Genomic DNA, 20402 nt, shown 5'->3' on the forward strand with positions numbered 1-20402 from the left:
GGTGTCAGGCGTGGCGCCGGATCCGGTCGCCGTACATGTCCTCGAGCTGGTGGTTGTGGTCGTCCCCGCCGGGGATGTTGGCGGAGAGGTAGATCGGCGGGACCGAGCCTGCGGCCGCCAGGCGTTCGGCGACCCCGATCGTCAGCAGCTGTGCGACGAAGGCTGCGGTCAAGGACGAGACGGCGCCGACACCGATGTCGTCGCCGGTGGTGAGGGTCGTGTCGCCGTACGGTGCGAGGTTGTCGATGACGACATCGGCGACCTCGCTCAGACGCTTGCCGCTCGGGTGCTTGGGAGTGACCCGGCTCGTGTGGGCGATGCTGGTCACCGCGATCACCGGGTTGCCGTGCGCCTTCGCTTCCAGCGCCATCCCGACGATCGACCCGTTGACGCCAGAGTTGGACGCGATCACGAAGACGTCCTGCGGGCTCGGCGCCGTGATCTCCCACAGCTCCTCGACCACCGACGGGTCCCGCTCGAGCTTGGGGTCGGACAGGATCGACACGTCCTGGCTGCCGAACAGCGCCACGTCGCGCAGCGCGATGTTGTTGGTCGGGATGAGGCCGCCGGCACGCCCGGCGATCTCCATCGCGAACGCCTGCGAGTGACCGGTGCCGAACGCCTGGACGATCCCCCCGTTCTGCAGCGCGCCCGCGATCAGGTCGATGGCCGGGTCGAGGCCGCCCTCTGCCGCGACCGCCGCAAGCCGCTCGAGCCGGCTGGTCGTCTCGTTCAGGAACTGGTGCGAGGTGTCGGACATGCGGCGCTCTCCTGGATCGGTGGTCAGGTCACTGCGTTCGGGACCGGGTGCGTACGGATTTGCGGTGCGGGAGCACAGCCATCGCGGAGGCCGCGAGCTTCGTCGTCGTCCGCGCGAAGTCCTGCTGGGCGACGAGGAGGTAGATCAGGTCGAGGAGGAAGAGCTGGGAGTGCTTGGCCGAGAGGTCGTCCGGCTGGAGGTACTCCTCCGGCGCGGCGGCCACGACGTGCTCGTGGGCGACCGCGGCGAGGGGCGAGTCGGGCCGGTTGGTCAGGGCGACGCTGAACGCGCCGGAGGAGTTCGCCTGGCCGAGCATCTGGATCGTCTCGCTGGTGCGCCCGGTGTTGGAGATCGCGAGCGCCACGCAGGTCTCGTCCTGGATCGCTGCGCTCGCGAGGCCGGCGTGGACCTCCGTCCAGGCGTGGGCGCTGAGGCCGATCCGGTAGAGACGCGACTGGAGCTCGTCGGCCATGAGGCCGCTCCCACCGATGCCGTAGATGTCGAGGTGGCGGCACGTGGCGATCGCGGTCGCGATGCGGTCGATCTGCTCGAGGTCCACCGAGCTCGCCGTGGCCTGGACCGCACGCGTGTGCGAGCCCAGCAGCGCGTGCAGGACGTCGCTGGAGGTGTCGTCGGGGTCGAAGCTCTTGCCGATGTCGGCGTGCCACGAGGCGTGGACGTCCCCGCGTCCGACGTCGGCAGCGACGCCCACCCGCAGCGGGACGTATCCGGAGTAGCCGATCAGCCTGCAGAACCGGGTGACGGTCGCGGCCGAGGTGCCTGCCTGCGCCGCCAGCTCGGTGATGGACATCTCGAGAGGGGCGGTGGGATGCTCGACCAGCAAGGCGGCGATCTTGGCCATCGCGCTCGACATCTGCGGACGTCGAGCCTGGATCCGATCGGCGACTCCGAGCGCGCCGAGAGTCAGCGTCACGCCGTCGATCGGGTGGTCCATGATCACGCTCCGTGAAAATCCATCTCAAAAGATCTGGAATTCGTTGAAAACTATTCCCATGGGGCTGACGTGGTCAAGATCACACGCGGTATCGGATCAGTAACGATGCCGGTGCTCCTCGCCGTCGACGCCGGTGGCACGTCCACGCGCGCGATCGTGGTGGACACCAGCGGCCGCACGCTCGGGTACGGGAGGGCCGGGGGCGGCAACCCGGTCTCGTCGGGTCCTGGCGAGGCGGCGGAGTCGTTGAGCACGGCGGTCCAGGGCGCGATCGCGGGAGCGGGCGCCGACCCCTCGACGATCGCCTCGACGACGATCGCGATGGCCGGGGCGGCGACGCACCTGGCGGCCGACGACCCCCGCAACCGGGTGCTCGTGGACGCGCTCGCCGCGTGCGGGATCCACGCGCCGCTCGCCCTGCGCTCCGACCTGCTGGCGATGTACTGCGCGGGGACTCCTGCGCTCGACGGCTACGCGATGGTCGCCGGGACGGGCGCCGCCGCGATCCGGGTCCGCGACGGGGTTGTCGAGCACGTCGTCGACGGCATGGGCTGGCTGCTCGGCGATGCCGGGTCGGGGTTCTCGATCGGGCACGCGGTCACCCGCGCCGTGGTCGCCGACCTTGACGGCCGCGGACCGGCCACGCCGATGACACCGGCGCTGCTCGAGAGGCTCGGGCTCTCCGCGGCGGCCGGCACGGCGACCACGGCGACCGGACCACGGCTGCCGGTACTGGAGGAGCTCGTCGACGTCGTCTATGCGATGCGTCCGGTCCGCCTCGCCCAGTTCGCCCCGCTGGCCTTCGCCGACCCGGCGGACCCGGTCGCCCGCGCGATCGTGGACGAGACCACCACCGCCCTGTCGCGGACGATCGTCGCCGCCATCGATCAGGACGTCGACGGTCCTCTCGTCCTCGGGGGCAGCGTCCTGCTCCGTCAGGAGACGGCGGCGCGGGCCGTCGAGAAGGCGTGGCGCGCCCGCGGGCGTACGGGCTCGGCGCACCTCGTCGAGGAGGGCACCGCGGGCGCCGCCGTCCTCGCCTTGCGCGAGAGCGGCGCGACCGTCGACGAAGCGGTCTTCGCGCGGGTCGTGCGCAGCCTCGCCGACCTACGCTGACGCGGGGATGCCGGTCAGCGGCTTGCGCAACGCGACGAACGTACGGCCGAGCTCGGCGCCGACGGTCCGGGCATAGAAGTCGACCGGACCGACCCAGGCGATCTCGCAGGTCGTGCGCCCGGCGGCGAGGTAGTCCGACAGGCAGGCCCGCAGGAGCGCCGAGCCGACGCCTCGTCCGCGGGCCGTCGGGGACGAGCCCATCGGCCCGAACCAACCCGCCCGGTTGGTGTCGTACGCAGCGAAGCCGAGGTAGACGCCGTCCTCGACTGTCACGAAGCAGCTGACCGGCCGGCGCCGCAGCGCTCCCCCGGCCTCCGCGGCCCACGTCTCGCCCCACGTCTGCATCATCCACGCCTCGAACGCCGGCCACTCCTCAGGCGTCAGGCGGCGCATCGGCACCTTTGGCGGGGGCGGTTCGGTGATCAGGTCGCGGTGCGCCACGAGGTCGACGTCAAGGTTGGTCGCCACGGAGTCGCCGGGCGGTTCGTACCCGCAGGCGAGGAAGAACGCGGTCGCCTCGTGGTCGGCGGTGTCGACCCCCGGCCACCAGTACGCCGGTGCGCTGCCGCCGGCCTGGAGGTCAGTCGCACCGCGCGCACGCGCCGCGTCCTCGAGCGCGCTCAGGAGCAGCCTGCCAATGCCCGAACGCCGGTGACCGTCGGCCACGGCGACAACCTTCACGTACGCGCGCAGCGCCCCGTCGCGCTCGGCCACGCTCCCGAAGGCGGCGCCGACGAGCTCACCGTCGCGCTCGGCGAGGATGGCCAGGCCGTGGTCGTCCGGGTCACCCCACAGCAGCTTCTCGAGGCCGGCGCCATCGTCGCCCGCGTCGCGAGCGAGCCCAGCGCGCAGCAGGTCGAGGACGCGGGTGCGGTCGTCGGCGGCCGCGGGGAGCACCGTGATCACGGCTGCTACTCCCCCAGCAGCGACCGACGCAGCGTGCCGAGCCCGATGCTGCCGACGGCGAGCGCGCGACGGTGGAAGTCCTTGAGATCCGCGCCGTCTGCGCCGTTGGCCGCGACCCAGTCGTCGCGCAGCTGCTCCCACAGCCGCTGCCCGACCTTGTACGAGGGCGCCTGACCGGGCCAGCCGAGGTAGCGGTTGACCTCGAACCGGACGAACGCCTCGCTCATGTTGACGTGCTCGAGCATGAACGGCAGCGCGTCGTCGCCGGTCCAGGGCCCGGAGCCGTCGGGCTTGGGCAGCCCGAGGTGCACCCCGAGGTCGACGACGACGCGCGCGGCGCGCATCCGCTGCCCGTCGAGCATGCCGAGACGGTCCGCAGGGTCGTCGAGGTAGCCGAGATCAGCCATCAGCCGCTCGGCGTACAGGGCCCAGCCCTCGCCGTGCCCGGAGTTCCAGTTGAGCCGGCGCCAGGCGTTGAGCTCGGCGCTGTTGTAGGTGGCGAGCCCGACCTGGAGGTGGTGCCCCGGCACGCCCTCGTGGTAGACGGTGGTGAGCTCACGCCACGTGTCGAACTCCGTGACTCCCTCGGGCACGGACCACCACATCCGGCCCGGCCGCGAGAAGTCCTCCGTCGGCCCCGTGTAGTAGATGCCGCCTTCCTGCGTCGGCGCGATCAGGCACTCCAGCGTGCGCAGCGGGTCGGGGATGTCGAAGTGCGTCGCCCCCAGCTCGAGGACGGCGCGGTCGCTCGCCGCCTGCATCCACTCGCGCAACGCGTCGGTGCCGTGCAGGCGACGGGCCTCGTCCGCCTCGAGGTACGCGACGGCCTCGGCGACGGTGGCGCCCGGGAAGATCTGGTCGGCGACCACCTCCTGCTCGGCGACCATGCGCGCGAGCTCCTCGACGCCCCAGGCGTAGGTCTCGTCGAGGTCGATCTGCACGCCGACGAAGCCGCGCGACGCCAGCGCGTAGCGCTCCCGCCCCGCCGCGTCGTCGGTCGGCGCCACCGGGGCGAGCTCGTCGGACAGGAACGTCGCGAGCTCTCCGTACGCCTCGGCGGCCGCACGCGCCCCGCGCTCGAGGTCTGCACGCAGCCCCCCAGGCGCGGCGGGGTTCGCGACGAGGGCGCCGAAGAACCCGTCCGGCGCCGCGTAGGTGCGCGCCTGCTCCGCGACCTCACGGACCTGTCGTACGGCCGGGATGTCGCCTGCGGAGATGCCGGCGCGCAACGACGCGACGTATCCGCCGAGGGCTGTCGGAACGTTGCCGAGCCGCTTCGCGACGTGCTCCCAGTCGGCCTCGGACTCGGTCGGCATCAGGTCGAAGATCTCGCGGACGCTCTGCGCGGGCGACGCGATGACGTTGAGGTCGCGCCGCCAGTTGCCGGCGTCGTGCTGCTCCACCTCGAGCTCGAGCGTACGGATGAGCTCGTCGCGCGTGATCGCGTCGGTCTCGTCGCGCACCTCGGTCGTACGGACGCGGGCGAGCGCCCGGCGCGCGGCCTCGGCGTGGGCCTCGGCGCCCTCGGGGGAGAAGTCGGTGTACTCCCCCTCGCGACCCGGCCGGCCGAGCTCGACGTGCAGCTCGGGGTTGAGATCGAGCATCTCGATGAGCCATGCGTCGGCGAGCTGGTCCATGGGCGTGGTCGTACGGGGGGTGGAGTCACTCATGGACCGAAGGTACCCACTCCCCCGCCCGCCCCACGATTTGCGCGGTTATCCACGTTGTTCGGCGTCGAACCGGTGGATGAGGCGTCAAATCGTGGGGCGACCTGGTTCGAAGGTGCCGACTTCTCCGTACGGTCAACAAGGCGCTCGCGTTTGGCGTCTACCCGTACGTCAACGCCGCGGAGTGCCACCTCTATCTCGCGAAGCAGATGTGGGAGGAGGCGAACCACTGCATGTCGTTCGCGTATGCCTCTCACGTCGAGGTGCCGTCGATGGCGGCGAAGGAGGCGTTCGAGGTCCGTGACATCACGCGGATGACCGAGCAGACCCGCGCCCTCACGACCACCGCAGGCAAGCAGGACTTCGTCCGCAACCTCATCGCGTAAAACGTGATCCTGGAGGGCACTGGATCGTGCGTGACGAGAGCCTGCGCCTGAAGTTCGGGATCAACCTCATCCTCACCGTGCTCGACGAGAACCCCGATGTGGCGACGCCTGAGTTCGCCGACGAGATCCGGCAGATGATCCTCGATGCGGTGGAGATGGAGGAGGCGTACAACCGCGACCTGCTGCCCGGCGGGATCCTCGGGCTCAATTCGAGCCGCACTACCGCGCCGCGAATCAAGCGAAGTGGATGGCGACCGCGAACGACTCCTTGCAGCTGGTGAACTCTTCGAGTCGACCAACACCTCGTACGAGGTCAACGCGCGGGCGCACTGATGAGTGCTGGGCGCACAGCACCACCTAGCCTGACGGGATGACCCCGCAGCTGCGTCCCGCCCGCACGGAGGACGCAGCGGCGGTCGCGGCGATCTGGCACGAAGGCTGGGGAGACGGGCACCTCGGCCAGGTCCCGGAGGCGCTGGTCGCCGCGCGGACACGGGCGTCGTTCGAGGAACGGTCGCTCGCGCGCGTGCCTGACACGACCGTCGCGGTGGTCGGGGACGACGTGGCGGGGTTCGTCATGGTCGCCGGCGACGAGGTCGAGCAGGTGTACGTCGACCGCGCGTTCCGTGGCAGCGACGTGGCATCGGCCCTGCTCGCGGAGGCCGAGCGTCGGGTCGCGGCGGCGGGAAACCCACAGGCGTGGCTCGCGGTGGCCCCGGGCAACGCGCGGGCGCGCCGCTTCTACGAGCGGTGCGGGTGGATCGACGCCGAAGGCTTCGCGTACGAGGCGGAGGTGGCCGGCGGGCGGTTCGCAGTGCTGTGCCGCCGGTACGTGAAGGACGTCTGAGCTCCGCCCCGCACGCCTAGGATCGCGTGTCATGGATCCACGAGATGCCGCGTTCGTGACCGCCGCCCACATCGCCGCTGCTCTCCTCACGCGGCCCGAGGTCGCAGCGAAGTGGGGCGAACCGAGCGCGTTGCCGAGGATGACGGTGGGGATGCTCGCGTGCCACCTCGGGCGGCAGACCGTCGCTGCCGGTGACCTCCTTGGGGTCGACGGCGCCACGTCACCGCTGCCGGACACGGCCGAGCACTACCGTCGTGCCGCGTGGGTGACCGCGACGAGCCTCGACGACCCCGCGCACGACCGCACGCGCGACGAGCAGGAGGCGGCCCTTGGCTTCGAAGCGCTTGAGGTCCGATGCGCTGCGGCGCTCGCGAACGTCGAGCGGCTCCTCGAGGACGGCGAGGTCGCTGACGTGGTCGCGATCCCGTGGCAGGGCTGGAGCCTGACGCGCTCCGACTTCCTGCTGACGCGGATGCTCGAGATCGTCGTCCACACCGACGACCTCGCCCGCAGCATCGACCTGCCGACGCCTGAGTTCCCCGACGACGCCTATCTGCCGGTCGTCTATCTCCTCGTCCAGCTCGCCGCCGAGCGCCACGGGCAGGCGGCGCTCACCAGCGCGCTGACGCGGAGCGAGCGGATGCCGGAGGCGATCAGCGCGTTCTGAGCTGCCCGACAACGCTGCAGAGCACGCCGCCGACGGCCGCCCCTACGGCGTACCGAAGCAGGTCAGGCGCCCAGAACGTTGTCCCCAGCACGAGCCGTGCGGCTGGCACGTGCTCCGCCACCGCGACCGGGATGCCGGTGAGCTGGAAGAGCTCGACGGCGACGCACACCGCGAACCCGACGAGCGCAGCCACGGGCGGCGGCGTAGTTGGCCGGACCGCCACCACGAGCAAGACGACCAGGGTCGCGTAGAGCGCGTCACCGGCTGGTCCCGCAATCGGTGCGGGAAGGACGGCTCGTGCGGCCAGCCCAGCCGCGACCACACCGAAGATGGCGACGGACATCGCGGTTCGAGGACTCATCGGGTCGAGATGTTAGGCGGGCCAGGGGTCGCGGCGCTTGTGCTTCGATCGGTGCTCCCCGGTGACACCGATCGACCGCACACGGGGCTCACTGGGGTTGGGTGAGGACGCAGTCGCCGCAGTAGCCGCCGCCCGGGACGCGGTAGTAGAGGCAGCACGACCTGCGTACGAACCTGCCTCGTACGACGTCACCGGTGCCGGCGAACGGGGCGCGGGCGAGAACCGCCGACGCGTACGTGGCGGCTGACGGCGCGAGCTGTGGATGCATGGAGCGGAGCGCGGCCACCGCTCCGAAGAGTGCCGACGTCGCGTTGCCCCACAGGACCGTGCGCGACAACGCGAAGCCCGTGGCGAACCGCTCGACGAGCGGCGTGAGCATCTCACCCGGGTCGACGGCACGCGCGTGCGGCTCAACCGCCAACGGCCACGGGCCGGTCTCGAACGGACGCCACCACGTCGCGTCGAGCGTCACTGGCGGTGCCGGCACGCCGAGCGCGGCGGCGCCAACCGCGGGCGAGAGCAGCCGTGAGAACAATCCGAGCGCCACCGTCGATGCGGCGACCCGCTCCTCGACGTCGGTCCCGCCGAGGGCCTCCCGCGTGGAGACGACCCGCTCCTCCAGCGAGCCCGGCGTGAGCAGGTCCGTGAGCGGTTGCCACCCCGCGGCCGCTGGGTCGGCCGGGAGTGCGTCGACCGCGAAGTACGGGCCGAGCGACGACACGCCCCCCGTACGAAAGCTCACTGCGGCACGCGCAGCAGCGTGACCGCGAAGTCCGCCGTGTCGTCGTACGGCACGAGGTCCCACGTCGCGAACCGCTGCTCGACCTCCAGCCCGACGGCTTCCGCGTCCGCGTCGAGCGCTTCGACCCCGTACGGCCGGTCGGTCCGGAAGCCGAGCACGATCCGGCCGCCGGGGCGTATGTGCGCCCGCAGCCGCTCGAGCACGGCGCGCTCCGAACCGGGCGCGAGGAACACCATGACATTGCCGGCAACGACGGCGAGGTCGAACGGGTCACCGGGGAGGTCGAGCGTGGCGAGATCGGCGACCTGCCACGTCGGACCCGGATGATCGTGCGCGGCGGCCTCGATGAGCGCCGGGTCGACGTCGACGCCGACCACGTCGTGGCCTGCCGCGTACAGGCGCGACCCCACGCGGCCCGGGCCGCACCCGCCGTCGAGGATCCGGGAACCTGGCGGGACGAGCGCGTTCACGAGCCGCGCCTCACCGCCGAGGTCCGCACCCTCGCGCTCCATCGTGCGGAAGCGCTCGATGTACCACTGCGAGTGGCCGTCGGAGGTCTCGCTGAACCAGCGCGGTGTCGAGGTCATGCCTCCATCCTGCCTCGCGCGCTCGACCCACCGCCGCGCGCGTCGGTTGCTCGGTGGCCACGCGAGTCGGGCGCGGTGACCACACACGCGCCAGAGCTCCGCCGGCGCCACGGCGCTCGCTCAGCCGGCCTCCGGCGGGAGGAGCAACGAGCGGATCGTGGCGGTGAACGCGTGCACGTCGATGGTCGGGTCGAGCGAACGCTGCGCCCCCATGCCGATCCCGAGGCTCAGGAGCGCCAGCGCGACCTGGTCGGCGGGCAGCACGAGCCGCATCCCCGTACGGCGCCCGATCTCGAGCAGCAGTGCCGCGATCGCCTCGCGGATCTGGACGTGCCGGGCGGCGAGCTCGGTCGCCACGAACGGGCTCGTCCGCACCACCGCGGCGAACTCGACCTCCAACGCGGTCCAACGCGGCTGCCCGAGCCGTACCTTCAGCCAGCCCTCGAGGCCGTTGATCGCGTCGTCGTACGTGGTAGCGACCCCCACGGCCTCCACGACCTCGGCCACCATCTCGCGGTGGATCTCGTCCAGGACGGCGAGCCCGAGCTCCTCCTTGCTCTTGAAGTTGGAGTAGACCGCCCCCTTGGAGAAGCCGGCCTCGAGCGCCACCCGATCCAGGCTCGTCGCACCGTAGCCGTCGTCGAGGAAGAGGGTGCGCGCCGTCGCCACCAGCGCCGTGCGCGTCATCGCCTGACGTTCTGCCCGAGTGGACATCGAACCCCTCTCGCGAAAAAAGAATATGACATCAAGAGTGTTGCATCCAGCTCAGATACCATTAGTATCTGAGCCGTGATGACCCAAGATATCGTGATCATCGGCACCGGCTTCTCCGGTATGGGCATGGCCATGAAGCTCGAAGAGGCGGGGCGCGACGACTTCGTCATCCTCGAGAAGGCCGACGACGTGGGCGGCACCTGGCGGGACAACACCTATCCCGGCTGCGAGTGCGACGTCCCGAGCCACATGTACTCGTTCTCGTACGAGCTCAACCCGCACTGGTCCAAGTCGTTCTCCGGCCAGGCCGAGATCTGGGACTACATGCGCAAGGTCGCCGACGAGCGCGGCATCCGCAAGCGCATCCACTTCGGCAAGGAGGTCGTCGGCGCCCACTGGGACGAAGCCCGCGAGCGCTGGACGATCAACACCGCCGACGGCGACGTGTACGACGCGCGCGTGCTCGTCGCGGGAGTCGGCGGGCTCCACATCCCCAACATCCCGGAGATCGAGGGCGCCGACACTTTCGCGGGAGCACGTTTCCACTCCGCGGAGTGGGACCACTCGGTCGATCTCACCGGCAAGCGGATCGCCGTGATCGGCACCGGGGCGAGTGCGGTCCAGTTCGTGCCGATCATCGCCGAGCAGGCATCACACCTGACGCTCTTTCAGCGCACCCCCCCGTGGGTCCTGCCGAAGAACGACCGCCCGATCGGCCCGGTCAGGCAGGCGATCTTCGAGAAGGTCCCCGGCGCCAACCGTGTGTACCGCGATGCTCTCTACTGGGTGCTCGAGTCGCGCGCCATCACGTTCAACGGCCATGTCCCGGCGTTCCTGAAGATCGCCGAGAAGGTCGTCCACGCCCACATCGCCCGGCAGGTCGAGGACCCGGCGCTCCGCGAGAAGCTCACCCCCGACTACCGCCTGGGCTGCAAGCGCGTGCTCCAGTCGAACGACTACTACAAGGCGTTCAACCGCGACGACGTGGCGCTCGAGACGACGGGCATCGCCAAGATCGTGCCCGAAGGCGTCGTCGACCGCGACGGGGTGCTCCACGAGGCCGACGTCATCGTGTACGGGACGGGCTTCCACGTCGTCGACGCCTTCGATCACCTCAACTTCACCGGCCGCGGCGGCACCGACCTGGGTCGGCTGTTCGCCGCGCAGGGCGTCGAGACGTACCTCGGCATCACCATCCACCAGTTCCCCAACCTCTTTTTCATGCTCGGCCCCAACACCGCGCTCGGTCACAACTCGGTGGTCTTCATGATCGAGCAGCAGGCGAAGTACATCGTCCGCTCGCTCGACGAGATGGACCGCCAGCGCGCCACGACGATGGAGCCGACCAAGCTCGCCCAGGACGCGTACAACGCCGACATCCAGGCGCGGGTCGAGAAGGGCATCTGGACGCAGGGCGGCTGCACGTCGTGGTACCTCGACGCAGCTGGCAAAAACCGGACGATCTGGCCGAAGTTCACGTTCCAGTACTGGTGGGACACCCGCATGGTGCGCGACCAGGACTACGTGTTCACCCGCGCCCGACGCACGGAGAAGGCGGACCTGGAGAACGCGTCGGCATGACCCTCCCACCCGGACCGCGCTGGCCTTCCGTCGCCCAGACGGTGGCGTTCATCGCGTTCCGCAACCCGCTCCTCGACCATCTCTCGCGCACGTACGGCGACTCGTTCACCCTGCGGATCCTCCCCGGCCCGCGCACGATCGTCGGGATCAGCAGGCCCGACGAGATCAAGCAGGTGTTCGCCGGCAGGTCTGAGGACTTCCACGCCGGCGAGGGCAACGAGATTCTCCGCCCCGTCATGGGAGACCACTCGGTGCTGCTCACCGACGAGAGCGAGCACCTGCGCGCCCGGAAGCTGCTGATGCCCGCGTTCAACGGCGCGTCGCTGCGCGGCTACCGCGGACTCGTCGAGGTCATCGCCAAGAGGGAAGTCGACCGCTGGCACGACGGTCAGCGCCTCGTCACGCACACGCGGATGAACGCGCTCACGCTCGAGATCATCCTCCAGGTCGTCTTCGGGGTGACCGACGAGGAACGCCTCTCCACGCTGCGACCACGGGTGATGCGGATGGTGGAGGTGTCGCCGCTGCTGCTGCTCGGCTGGGCCTACCCGAAGCTGCACCGCTTCGGCCCCTGGAAGGCATACTTCGGCAACCAGGCCGCCGTCGACCGGCTCCTGTACGACGAGATCCGCGACCGGCGCGGCGTCAGCGACCTCGCCGACCGTACGGACGTGCTGTCGCTGCTGCTGCAGGTCGGGGCGACCAGCGAGGACGAGCCGCTGACCGACGCCGAACTGCGCGACCAGCTCGTCACACTGCTCCTCGCGGGCCACGAGACGACAGCGTCCGCACTCTCGTGGACGCTGCACGAGCTCGGCGCCAACCCCGACGTCCAGGCCGAGGCGCTGCGCGCGGCGGACCAGGGTGACGGCGACTTCCTCGAGGCGTGCCTCAAGGAAGCGATGCGGCTCCACCCGATCATCGACCAGGTCGCACGCCGCGTCACCTCGCCGCAGAAGATCGGCCGCTGGTCGTTGCCGACCGGCGCCGTTGTCACGCCGTCGATTGCACTCGCCCACGCGTCGAGCGACAGCTTCGGCGACCCGCAGCGCTACCGTCCTCGCCGCTTCCTCGACGAGACGATCGCGCCGAACACGTGGCTGCCGTTCGGCGGCGGCGTACGACGCTGCATCGGCGCCGGGTTCTCGCTGATGGAGGGGACGGTGGCGCTCAAGGAGGTCCTCACGCGCTACCGCGTCTCCGTCGACGGCGAAGAGGTCTCGATGCTGCGCAACATCACCCACGTCCCGAAGCACAAGGCCGTCGTGACGCTGCACGGGCGCTGACTCAGGCCGTGGACTCGATGACAACTAAGCGCACGCTTAGGTAGGCTCCGAGGATGCGTGCCGTGCAGATCACCTCACTCGAAGGACCGTCCGCCGTCGAGGTCGTCGAGATCGACGCCCCCGAGCCCGGACCCGACCAGGTCGTCATCGACGTCAAGGCGTCGGGGGTGTCGTTCCCCGAGGTGCTCCAGAGCCGCGGGCAGTACCAGTACAAGCCGGACCTCCCGTTCGTCCCCGGATCCGAGGTCGCGGGCGAAGTCGTGTCGGCGCCGTCCGGGTCGGGCTTCTCCACCGGCGACCGCGTCACCGCACTCACGATCCTCGGTGGGTTCGCCGAACGCGCCGTCGCCGACAGCGACGTGACCTTCCACCTGCCCGACAACGTCTCGTACGAGCAGGGGGCGGGCCTGCCCTTCAACTACCTCACCGCGCACTTCGCGCTGCTCAAGCGTGGTCATCTGCGCAACGGCGAGTCCGTGCTCGTCCAGGGCGCGGCCGGCGGCATCGGGACCGCGTCGATCCAGGTCGCGAAGGCGTTCGGCGCGGGCCAGGTCATCGCCGTCGTCTCCACCGACGCCAAGGGCGAGGTCGCCGTGGCCGCCGGCGCGGACGCGTACGTGCTCGTCGACGGGTTCAAGGACGCCGTCAAGGAGCTCACCGGTGGCCACGGCGTCAACATCGTGGTGGACCCGGTCGGCGGCGACCGCTTCACCGACTCGCTGCGCAGCCTCAAGGACGACGGCCGCCTCCTCGTCATCGGGTTCACCGCCGGCACGATCCCCGAGGTGAAGGTGAACCGTCTGCTGCTCAACAACCTCGACGTCCGCGGCGTGGGCTGGGGAGCGTACGTCATGAAGCGCCCCGGCTACATCGCGGCGCAGTGGCAGGAGCTCGTGGCGCACCTGGAGTCCGGTGCGCTGATCCCCCCGATCGGCGGCCGCTTCCCGTTCGAGGATGCGTCTCGCGCACTCGAGGTCATCGACAGCCGCGAGGCCCTCGGCAAGGTCGTGCTCGTCCCCTAGCTCCTCAAGATCCGTACGGGCGACCCCTCGCTCGCTCCACACTCCAGGTTGGCGGCGCCCGACCGCGGTGCCGCGGACAGGAGAGGTGAGATGCGCGGTGCATCGATCGCTGCAGCGACAGTCGGCGCGGGAGCACTCGTGCTCGGTGGCGTCGTCGTCGCGGACGCGGCCACGACGGCACGCACGGTGAAGGTGTGCACGACGAAGAAGGGCGTCGTCGTCAGCGCCACGAAGTCGGGGAAGTGCCGAAAGGGCTTGAAGAAGGTCACGCTCAACACCCGCGGACCCGTCGGTTCGCGCGGACCCGTCGGACCCCGCGGGGCGACCGGCCCTGCGGGGACGACCGCGTTCGGGAACGGCACCGGGACGTTCGCCGCTGGGAAGGGCACCGAGTGCACCATCGGCGAGGTGCGGCTCTTCGCCGGCGCCGTGGGGACCGGCGTCCCCGCGAACGGACAGGTGCTGCCGATCGCCCAGAACACCGCGCTGTTCTCCCTCCTCGGAACCACGTACGGCGGCAACGGGCAGACGACGTTCGCGCTGCCGGACCTGCGCGCAGCAGCGCCGGACGGCATGACGTACTTCCTCTGCGTCGAGGGGGTCTTTCCCAGTCGCGACTGAGCCGAGCCGGATCGACTGACCGACGTGACCCGACCGAGGGAGTGCGCCGCACCGAATCCCCCCGTGATCCGGCGAGGCGCACCCCGGTACGGGGGTCAGTCGGTGTGGCCCTTGAGGATCTCGTCCTCGATGGTCCCGCCGACTCCTTCCTTCTCCGGGTCGTACCCGTGCAGACCGCCGGTCACCGCGTACTCCTCCTCCGGCGACAGCACCAGGCGGTGGCGTCCCCAGAGGGCGAAGAGCAGCAGCATGACCACGTAGATCAGGACGATCGCGATCACGGCCGGGCGGTAGGTCTCGTTGAGCAGCACGCCGATGAACGTGACCGCTGCGATCACTCCGGCGACGACCGCGCCGCCGATCCCGACCGGGCTGACGTACGGGCGGACGGCGTTGGGGAACTTCCGCCGCAGCAGCACGAAAGCGACCATCTGCAGGAAGTACGCGAGGACCGCGCCCCAGACGGCGATGTTGAGGACGATGTCACCGGCCGCGGAGCCGACGATGTCCACGATGACCAGCGCAACAAATCCGATCACCGCTCCCGCCACCAGCGCGACCCATGGCGTTTGGCGCGCACCGGTGAGCGAGAGGAACTTCGGGTAGTAGCCGGCCCGCGACAGGGAGAACATGTTGCGCCCGTACGCGAACATGATGCCCTGCAGGCTCGCCAGCAGACCGATCAGCGCGAACGCCGACAGCAGCGCGGCGAGGTCGGCGGACAGGAACGCGCGGAAGCCGTCGAGCAGAGGCTCTCCGGACTCGCGGATCTCCTGCGACCCGGTGACCGCCGGGTTGAGGAACAGGACGATCGCGGCCGTCGCGATCAGCGTGATCAGACCGCCGATCCCGGCACGCGGGATGTCCTTCTGAGGCTCGTGCGCCTCCTCTGCCGCGAGCGGGAGCTCCTCGATCCCGAGGAAGAACCACATCGCGAACGGCAGCGCGTACAGGACGCCCTCCCACCCGAACGGGAGGAAGCTGGAGTTGCCCTCGTCCGGCGTGATGTTGTTGAGGTTGCTGAAGTCGACGGCGCCATTGGCGAAGGCGAGGATCGCGAAGAGGACCAGGACGCCGATCGAGATGACCGACACGATGATCGCGAACTTGAAGGAGATCTCCGCGCCGAGCGCGTTGAGGCCGACGAACACCGCGTAGAGGACGATCCACCAGATCCACATGTTGTCGCTGAGATCGAGCCCGATGAGCTCGTCGGTGATCGAGTTCGCGTAGATCGCGGAGAACAGCACGATGACGCCGGTGGTGAAGACGTACTCGATCGTCTCGGCGAGCCCGGTGACGAAGCCGCCCCACGGACCCATCGCCGCCCGCGAGAACGAGTACGCGCCGCCGGTGTGCGGCATCGCGGCCGACATCTCGCCGATCGAGAAGAGCATGCCGAAGTACATGACGACGATGACGATGCTCGCGACGAGCAGACCGCCCCACCCTGCGGCGTCCAGACCGAAGTTCCAGCCGGAGAAGTCGCCCGAGATGACCGCGCCGACGCCGATGCCCCAGAGTCCCCAGAAACCGGCGGAGCGCTTGAGCTGACGTTTCTCGAAGTAGCCGTCCTGGGCGTGGGAGTACGTCGCCCCCGACGCCGTGAGCTTGTCACCGGACATCTGGTCTCTCCTGTCGCAGGTCCGTTGCTTGGTCTGACCCTAGACCCGCTATTGGTGGCCTCGACATACCTTTGACTGCACAGTTCTGTTGAACTTGCGGCTGACGCTCGAAAAAACGGGCACTCCAATGGTTGAATCGAGCCATCGACCACGACGGGAGCCACCATGGGAGTGACGTCGGGCAACCTCACGCTGGGGGAGCTCGCTGACGCCATCGCGATCGGCGAGATCGACACGGTGATCGTTGCGTTCGCCGACATGCAGGGCCGCCTCACCGGCAAGCGGGTCTCGGCACGCCTGTTCCTCGAGGAGGTCGCGGAGCACGGCGCGGAGTGCTGCGACTACCTGCTCGCGGTCGACGTCGACATGAACACGGTGAGCGGGTACGCGATGTCGAGCTGGGAGACCGGGTACGGCGACATGGTGATGCGCCCGGACTTCGACACGCTGCGGCGCATCCCGTGGCTCGACGCGACCGCACTCGTCGTCGCCGACCTCGAGGACCACCACCGTGGCCCGGTCGGCCCCGCACCCCGTACGGTCCTGCAGCGCCAGGTCGCGCGTCTCGCCGAGCGGGGGCTCGTGCCGTACGCGGGAACGGAGCTCGAGTTCATGGTGTTCGACACCGGCTACCGCGAGGCGTGGGCCAAGGGCTACCGCGAGCTGACGCCCGCGACCGACTACAACGTCGACTACGCGATGCTCGCCTCGACCCGCATGGAGCCGCTGCTGCACGACATCCGGCGCGGCATGGACGGTGCCGGCATGTACTGCGAAGGCGTCAAGGGCGAGTGCAACCGTGGCCAGCAGGAGATCGCCTTCCGGTACGCCCACGCGCTGGCGACCTGCGACAACCACACGATCTACAAGAACGGTGCCAAGGAGATCGCCGATCTGCACGGCAAGAGCCTGACCTTCATGGCGAAGTATGACGAGCGCGAAGGTAACTCGTGCCACGTCCACCTCTCGCTGCGCGGTGTCGACGGCGCGCCGGTGTTCGCCGACGACGACGGCCCGCACGCCATGTCGCCGATGTTCCGCAGCTTCGTCGCCGGGCAGCTCGCGACCCTACGCGAGCTCACGCTCTTCTCTGCGCCGCACATCAACTCGTACAAGCGCTTCGCGGAGGGCAGCTTCGCTCCGACGGCGGTCGCGTGGGGTCTGGACAACCGGACGTGCGCGCTGCGCGTCGTCGGGCACGGCGACACGATGCGGATGGAGTGCCGTGCCCCCGGCGGCGACGTCAACCCGTACCTCGCCGTGGCCGCGCTGATCGCCGGCGGCCTGCACGGCATCGACGCGGAGCTCGAGCTCGACGCCCCGTGCGAGGGCAACGCCTACACCAGCGACGCCCCGCACCTGCCGACGACGCTGCGCGAGGCGGCGACGTTGTTCGCCGAGTCGAAGGTGGCACGCGAGGCGTTCGGCGACGAGGTCGTCGAGCACTACCTCAACAACGCGCGCGTGGAGCAGACGGCGTTCGACGCGGCGGTCACCGACTGGGAGAGGGTGCGCGGCTTTGAGAGGCTCTGAGCGACCGGTGATCGGACTGACGACCTATCTCGAGCAGTCGGCCACCGGCGTGTGGGACGTCCAGGCATCGTTCCTGCCGCGGATCTACTTCGACGCGATCACCCGGGCCGGTGGCGTCGCCGTGCTGCTGCCGCCCCAGCCGCCCGACGGCGCGGCGCGCGTCCTCGACGGGCTCGACGGCCTCGTCCTCACCGGAGGCAAGGACGTCGACCCCACCTCGTACCGGCAGGAGCCGCACCCACTCACCGACGAGCCGCGGCGCGACCGCGACGCGTGGGAGCGCGCGCTGCTCGACGGCGCGCTCGTACGCGACCTGCCGGTGCTCGGTATCTGCCGTGGCGCGCAGATGCTCAACGTCGCGCTCGGGGGCACGCTTCACCAGCACCTCCCCGACGTCGTCGGGCACGCGCGCCACCAGCTCGGTGACGCCGTGTTCTCCACGACGACCGCCCGGATCGTCCCCGGTACGAGGCTGGCCACGATCGTCGGTGACGCGGTCGACGCCCAGTGCTACCACCACCAGGGCCTCGACCGGCTCGGCGACGGGCTGGTCGTCAGTGCCCGCGCCGACGACGGCACGGTGGAGGCCGTCGAGCTGCCGTCCGCGCCGTTCGTCGTCGCCGTCCAGTGGCATCCCGAGGAGACCCTCGACGACCTCCGACTCTTCGCCGCGCTCGTCGACGCCGCGGCCGACCGCCAGGAGCTCCGCGTATGACCACGACCGACGTCCACAACCCGGCCGACGGCTCGGTCCTCACGACGCTCACGCTGCTCGATGCCGAGGCCGTCGACGACGCCGTCGCGCGCGCCCGTACGGCCCAGCGGGCGTGGGCGCGGCTCGCTCCGGCCGGACGGGGGGAGGCGATGCGGGCGTTCTCCGGCGTCGTCCGCGCGCACGTCGAGGAGCTGGCGGCGCTCGAGGTCGCCAACAGCGGGCACCCGATCGGGCAGGCGCGCTGGGAGGCCGGCCACGTCGCGGACGTGCTGACCTACTACGCGGCGGCGCCCGAGCGGTTGTTCGGGCGGCAGATCCCGGTCGCGGGCGGCGTCGACCTCACGTTCGCCGAGCCGATCGGCGTGGTCGGCGTCATCACGCCGTGGAACTTCCCGATGACGATCGCGTCGTGGGGCTTCGCACCCGCGCTCGCGGCCGGCAACGCGGTGCTGGTCAAACCCGCCGAGTGGACGCCGCTCACGACGATCCGGCTCGGCGAGCTGGCGTCGGAGGCCGGGCTGCCCGAGGGCCTCCTGCAGGTGCTGCCGGGCAAGGGCTCGGTGCTCGGCGAGCGGCTCGTCACGCATCCGGGCGTCGGCAAGGTGGTCTTCACCGGGTCCACGACCACCGGTGCGCGGGTGATGGCCGCGGCCGCACCGACGATCACGAACGTGACATTGGAGCTCGGCGGCAAGAGCGCCAACGTCGTCTTCGCCGACGCCGATCTCGAGCGCGCCGCAGCGACGGCCCCGTACGGGGTCTTCGACAACGCAGGGCAGGACTGCTGCGCCCGCAGCCGCATCCTCGTCCAGGAGTCGGCGTACGAGCGGTTCATGGAGCTGCTCGAGCCTGCCGTCGCGGGAGTGCGCGTCGGCGACCCGGGCGACGAGACGACGGAGATGGGGCCGCTGGTGTCGGCGGCGCACCTGGCGAAGGTCGCCTCGTACGTGCCGGACGACGCGCCCGTCGCCTTCCGCGGATCGGCGCCGGACGGACCGGGCTACTGGTTCGCACCGACCGTGCTCACGCCGTCGTCGCGCACCGACCGGACGGTCGTGGAGGAGATCTTCGGGCCCGTCGTGACGGTGCAGCGGTTCCGCGACGAGGCGGACGCGATCGCGCTCGCGAATGACACCGCGTACGGGCTGTCCGGCTCGATCTGGACGCGTGACGTCTCACGTGCGATGCGGGTCGCTCGTGCGGTCGAGGCGGGCAACCTGTCGGTCAACTCGCACGCGTCGGTGCGCTACTCGACCCCGTTCGGAGGGTTCAAGCAGTCCGGGATCGGGCGTGAGCTCGGACCCGACGCCCCGTTCGCCTTCACCGAGACCAAGAACGTCTTCCTGGCCGTCGAAGACGGGCCAGGAAGCAACCAGCACAGCCTGGCCGTCGAAGACGGGCCAGGAAGCAACCAGCACAGCCTGGCCGTCGAAGACGGGCCAGGAAGCAACCAGCAACGCGTGCTCGTCGAAGAGGACCCAGCATCCGAGGAGTCCGCATGACCGTCGACCTCACCCAGCGCCTCGCCGGCCGCGTCGCCGTCGTCACGGGGGGTGCGAGCGGCATCGGGCTCGCGAGCGCCGCCCGGATGGCCGCCGAGGGCGCGAAGGTCGTCATCGGCGACATCGACCCGGCTGCCGGCAAGGAGGCCGCCGAGACCGTGGGCGGGCTATTCGTCCCCGTCGACGTCGCCGACGAGGCACAGGTGAGCGCGCTGTTCGACGCCGCTGCCGACGCATACGGGGCGGTCGACATCGCGTTCAACAACGCGGGCATCTCGCCTCCCGAGGACGACCTGATCGAGGCGACCGGCATCGACGCGTGGCAGCGGGTGCAGGACGTGAACCTCACGTCCGTCTACTTCTCGTGCCGCGCTGCGCTGCGCCGCATGGTGCCCGCGGGTCGCGGGTCGATCATCAACACGGCCTCGTTCGTCGCGGTGATGGGGTCGGCGACGTCGCAGATCTCCTACACGGCATCCAAGGGCGGCGTGCTCGCGATGTCGCGCGAGCTCGGCGTCCAGTACGCACGTCAGGGCATCCGGGTCAACGCGCTGTGCCCGGGGCCGGTCAACACGCCGCTGCTGCAGGAACTGTTCGCCAAGGACCCGGAGCGGGCGGCACGCCGCCTGGTCCACGTGCCGGTCGGCCGGTTCGGCGAGCCCGAGGAGATGGCGGCGGCGGTCGCGTTCCTCGCCAGCGACGATGCCTCGTTCGTCACCGCCACGACGTTCATGGTCGACGGCGGCATCAGCTCGGCCTACGTGACGCCCCTCTGACACGCCGCCATGAACGTGCCGAGATAGGGTCGC

General features: G+C 70.3%; 20 protein-coding genes and 1 pseudogene. 12 read left to right on the forward strand and 9 right to left on the reverse strand.

The genetic code is table 11. The features are described 5' to 3' along the window. Positions 1 to 4 precede the first annotated feature (4 nt). Positions 5 to 760 carry a sugar isomerase domain-containing protein gene (locus H4N58_RS17775; protein ID WP_167006273.1) on the reverse strand — a complete coding sequence of 252 codons (756 nt, stop codon included), beginning with the start codon at positions 758 to 760 and terminating at the stop codon, positions 5 to 7. A gap of 28 nt (positions 761 to 788) precedes the next feature. Then, positions 789 to 1715: a MurR/RpiR family transcriptional regulator gene (locus H4N58_RS17780; protein WP_167006276.1), complete on the reverse strand. Its 927-nt coding sequence runs from the start codon at positions 1713 to 1715 to the stop codon at positions 789 to 791. Between the two features lie 105 nt (positions 1716 to 1820). Here H4N58_RS17780 and H4N58_RS17785 point away from each other — a divergent pair, with 105 nt between their 5' ends. Then, positions 1821 to 2831, forward strand: coding sequence for an N-acetylglucosamine kinase (locus tag H4N58_RS17785; RefSeq protein ID WP_167251418.1), 1011 nt, complete (start codon positions 1821 to 1823; stop codon positions 2829 to 2831). Here the strand turns inward: H4N58_RS17785 and H4N58_RS17790 are convergent. Then, a complete protein-coding gene (locus H4N58_RS17790) occupies positions 2823 to 3737 on the reverse strand; it encodes a GNAT family N-acetyltransferase (RefSeq protein ID WP_167251416.1) in 915 nt (304 codons plus the stop codon). The genes H4N58_RS17785 and H4N58_RS17790 overlap by 9 nt on opposite strands. 5 nt (positions 3738 to 3742) lie before the next feature. After that, positions 3743 to 5407: a DUF885 domain-containing protein gene (locus H4N58_RS17795; RefSeq protein ID WP_167251414.1), complete on the reverse strand. Its 1665-nt coding sequence runs from the start codon at positions 5405 to 5407 to the stop codon at positions 3743 to 3745. Between the two features lie 131 nt (positions 5408 to 5538). Between H4N58_RS17795 and H4N58_RS17800 the strand changes: the two are divergent. From H4N58_RS17800 to H4N58_RS17810, 3 genes and pseudogenes are all read left to right on the forward strand, one after another. Further along, a pseudogene (locus H4N58_RS17800) lies at positions 5539 to 6123 on the forward strand (ribonucleotide-diphosphate reductase subunit beta); the annotation flags it as partial. A gap of 37 nt (positions 6124 to 6160) precedes the next feature. Then, a complete protein-coding gene (locus H4N58_RS17805; RefSeq protein WP_167006288.1) occupies positions 6161 to 6637 on the forward strand; it encodes a GNAT family N-acetyltransferase in 477 nt (158 codons plus the stop codon). A gap of 31 nt (positions 6638 to 6668) precedes the next feature. Beyond that, on the forward strand, positions 6669 to 7304 hold the full coding sequence (locus H4N58_RS17810) for a maleylpyruvate isomerase N-terminal domain-containing protein (RefSeq protein ID WP_167251412.1): 636 nt from the start codon (positions 6669 to 6671) through the stop codon (positions 7302 to 7304). On the opposite strand, the gene H4N58_RS17815 is transcribed toward H4N58_RS17810, so the two are convergent. From H4N58_RS17815 to H4N58_RS17830, 4 genes are all read right to left on the reverse strand, one after another. After that, on the reverse strand, positions 7291 to 7665 hold the full coding sequence (locus tag H4N58_RS17815) for a DUF2809 domain-containing protein (RefSeq protein ID WP_167251410.1): 375 nt from the start codon (positions 7663 to 7665) through the stop codon (positions 7291 to 7293). The genes H4N58_RS17810 and H4N58_RS17815 overlap by 14 nt on opposite strands. 88 nt (positions 7666 to 7753) lie before the next feature. Continuing rightward, a complete protein-coding gene (locus H4N58_RS17820) occupies positions 7754 to 8386 on the reverse strand; it encodes a (2Fe-2S)-binding protein (protein WP_167251408.1) in 633 nt (210 codons plus the stop codon). Positions 8387 to 8403: 17 nt separating this feature from the next. Continuing rightward, entirely contained in the window at positions 8404 to 8994 is a 591-nt protein-coding gene (locus H4N58_RS17825; RefSeq protein ID WP_167006299.1) for a bifunctional 2-polyprenyl-6-hydroxyphenol methylase/3-demethylubiquinol 3-O-methyltransferase UbiG, read from the reverse strand. A 120-nt stretch (positions 8995 to 9114) separates the two neighbouring features. Beyond that, positions 9115 to 9708: a TetR/AcrR family transcriptional regulator gene (locus tag H4N58_RS17830; RefSeq protein ID WP_167006302.1), complete on the reverse strand. Its 594-nt coding sequence runs from the start codon at positions 9706 to 9708 to the stop codon at positions 9115 to 9117. Between the two features lie 78 nt (positions 9709 to 9786). Here H4N58_RS17830 and H4N58_RS17835 point away from each other — a divergent pair, with 78 nt between their 5' ends. The 4 genes from H4N58_RS17835 (at position 9787) to H4N58_RS20465 (ending at position 14218) form a co-directional block, all read left to right on the forward strand. After that, positions 9787 to 11289 carry an NAD(P)/FAD-dependent oxidoreductase gene (locus H4N58_RS17835; protein ID WP_167251406.1) on the forward strand — a complete coding sequence of 501 codons (1503 nt, stop codon included), beginning with the start codon at positions 9787 to 9789 and terminating at the stop codon, positions 11287 to 11289. Then, a complete protein-coding gene (locus H4N58_RS17840; protein ID WP_167251404.1) occupies positions 11286 to 12575 on the forward strand; it encodes a cytochrome P450 in 1290 nt (429 codons plus the stop codon). The genes H4N58_RS17835 and H4N58_RS17840 overlap by 4 nt, the downstream gene beginning before the upstream one ends. A 53-nt stretch (positions 12576 to 12628) precedes the next feature. Beyond that, the gene (locus tag H4N58_RS17845) at positions 12629 to 13597 is read left to right on the forward strand and encodes an NADPH:quinone oxidoreductase family protein (protein WP_167251402.1); all 969 of its coding nucleotides are present in this window, start codon (positions 12629 to 12631) and stop codon (positions 13595 to 13597) included. A 90-nt stretch (positions 13598 to 13687) separates the two neighbouring features. Further along, positions 13688 to 14218 (forward strand): phage tail protein, encoded by a 531-nt coding sequence (locus H4N58_RS20465; protein ID WP_208322932.1) that lies wholly within the window; start codon positions 13688 to 13690, stop codon positions 14216 to 14218. 95 nt (positions 14219 to 14313) lie between these two features. Here the strand turns inward: H4N58_RS20465 and H4N58_RS17855 are convergent, their stop codons facing one another. Beyond that, positions 14314 to 15843 carry an amino acid permease gene (locus H4N58_RS17855; RefSeq protein ID WP_167006313.1) on the reverse strand — a complete coding sequence of 510 codons (1530 nt, stop codon included), beginning with the start codon at positions 15841 to 15843 and terminating at the stop codon, positions 14314 to 14316. 165 nt (positions 15844 to 16008) lie between these two features. Between H4N58_RS17855 and H4N58_RS17860 the strand changes: the two genes are divergently transcribed. Genes H4N58_RS17860 through H4N58_RS17875 form a run of 4 tightly spaced genes read left to right on the forward strand, consistent with a single transcriptional unit; the run spans position 16009 to position 20369 of the window. After that, a complete protein-coding gene (locus H4N58_RS17860) occupies positions 16009 to 17376 on the forward strand; it encodes a glutamine synthetase family protein (protein ID WP_167006314.1) in 1368 nt (455 codons plus the stop codon). A 7-nt stretch (positions 17377 to 17383) separates the two neighbouring features. Then, on the forward strand, positions 17384 to 18091 hold the full coding sequence (locus tag H4N58_RS17865; protein ID WP_243843047.1) for a gamma-glutamyl-gamma-aminobutyrate hydrolase family protein: 708 nt from the start codon (positions 17384 to 17386) through the stop codon (positions 18089 to 18091). Further along, the gene (locus tag H4N58_RS17870; RefSeq protein ID WP_167251400.1) at positions 18088 to 19593 is read left to right on the forward strand and encodes an aldehyde dehydrogenase; all 1506 of its coding nucleotides are present in this window, start codon (positions 18088 to 18090) and stop codon (positions 19591 to 19593) included. Before H4N58_RS17865 ends, H4N58_RS17870 begins: the two co-directional genes overlap by 4 nt. Then, on the forward strand, positions 19590 to 20369 hold the full coding sequence (locus tag H4N58_RS17875; protein ID WP_167006322.1) for a 3-oxoacyl-ACP reductase: 780 nt from the start codon (positions 19590 to 19592) through the stop codon (positions 20367 to 20369). Before H4N58_RS17870 ends, H4N58_RS17875 begins: the two co-directional genes overlap by 4 nt. Positions 20370 to 20402: the final 33 nt, after the last annotated feature.

Origin of the sequence: Mumia sp. ZJ1417 (genome assembly GCF_014127285.1) — a bacterium.
Lineage (GTDB): Bacteria > Actinomycetota > Actinomycetes > Propionibacteriales > Nocardioidaceae > Mumia.